Raw genomic sequence first — 254 nt, forward strand, 5'->3', positions numbered from 1 at the left:
GCATTAGGTGAGCGTGCAGGTCGTAATGTTGACGGTCACGCCAATACAGCTATTGGTGCGTTCTCAGGTAACGCAGTAATTGGTAGTGCTAACGTTGCTATGGGCCCTACTGCAGGCTACACAGTTACCGGTGACAGAAATACAGCAGTTGGTAACTTCTCTGGTTCGCATGTAGTTGGTAAAGTTAACTCGGCGTTTGGTAACGGTGCTGGTTCAAACGTTACAGGTGAATATAACCTTGCTCTAGGTGCTGG

Annotated in this window: 1 protein-coding gene; it reads left to right on the plus strand. The window is 48.4% G+C overall.

The genetic code is table 11. The features are described 5' to 3' along the window. Positions 1-254, plus strand: a 254-nt coding sequence (locus AAEY75_RS16140; protein ID WP_352260166.1) for a hypothetical protein, incomplete at both ends; no start/stop codon positions are given.

It is taken from the genome of Psychrobacter sp. TB55-MNA-CIBAN-0194, assembly GCF_040309505.1.
GTDB lineage: Bacteria > Pseudomonadota > Gammaproteobacteria > Pseudomonadales > Moraxellaceae > Psychrobacter > Psychrobacter fozii.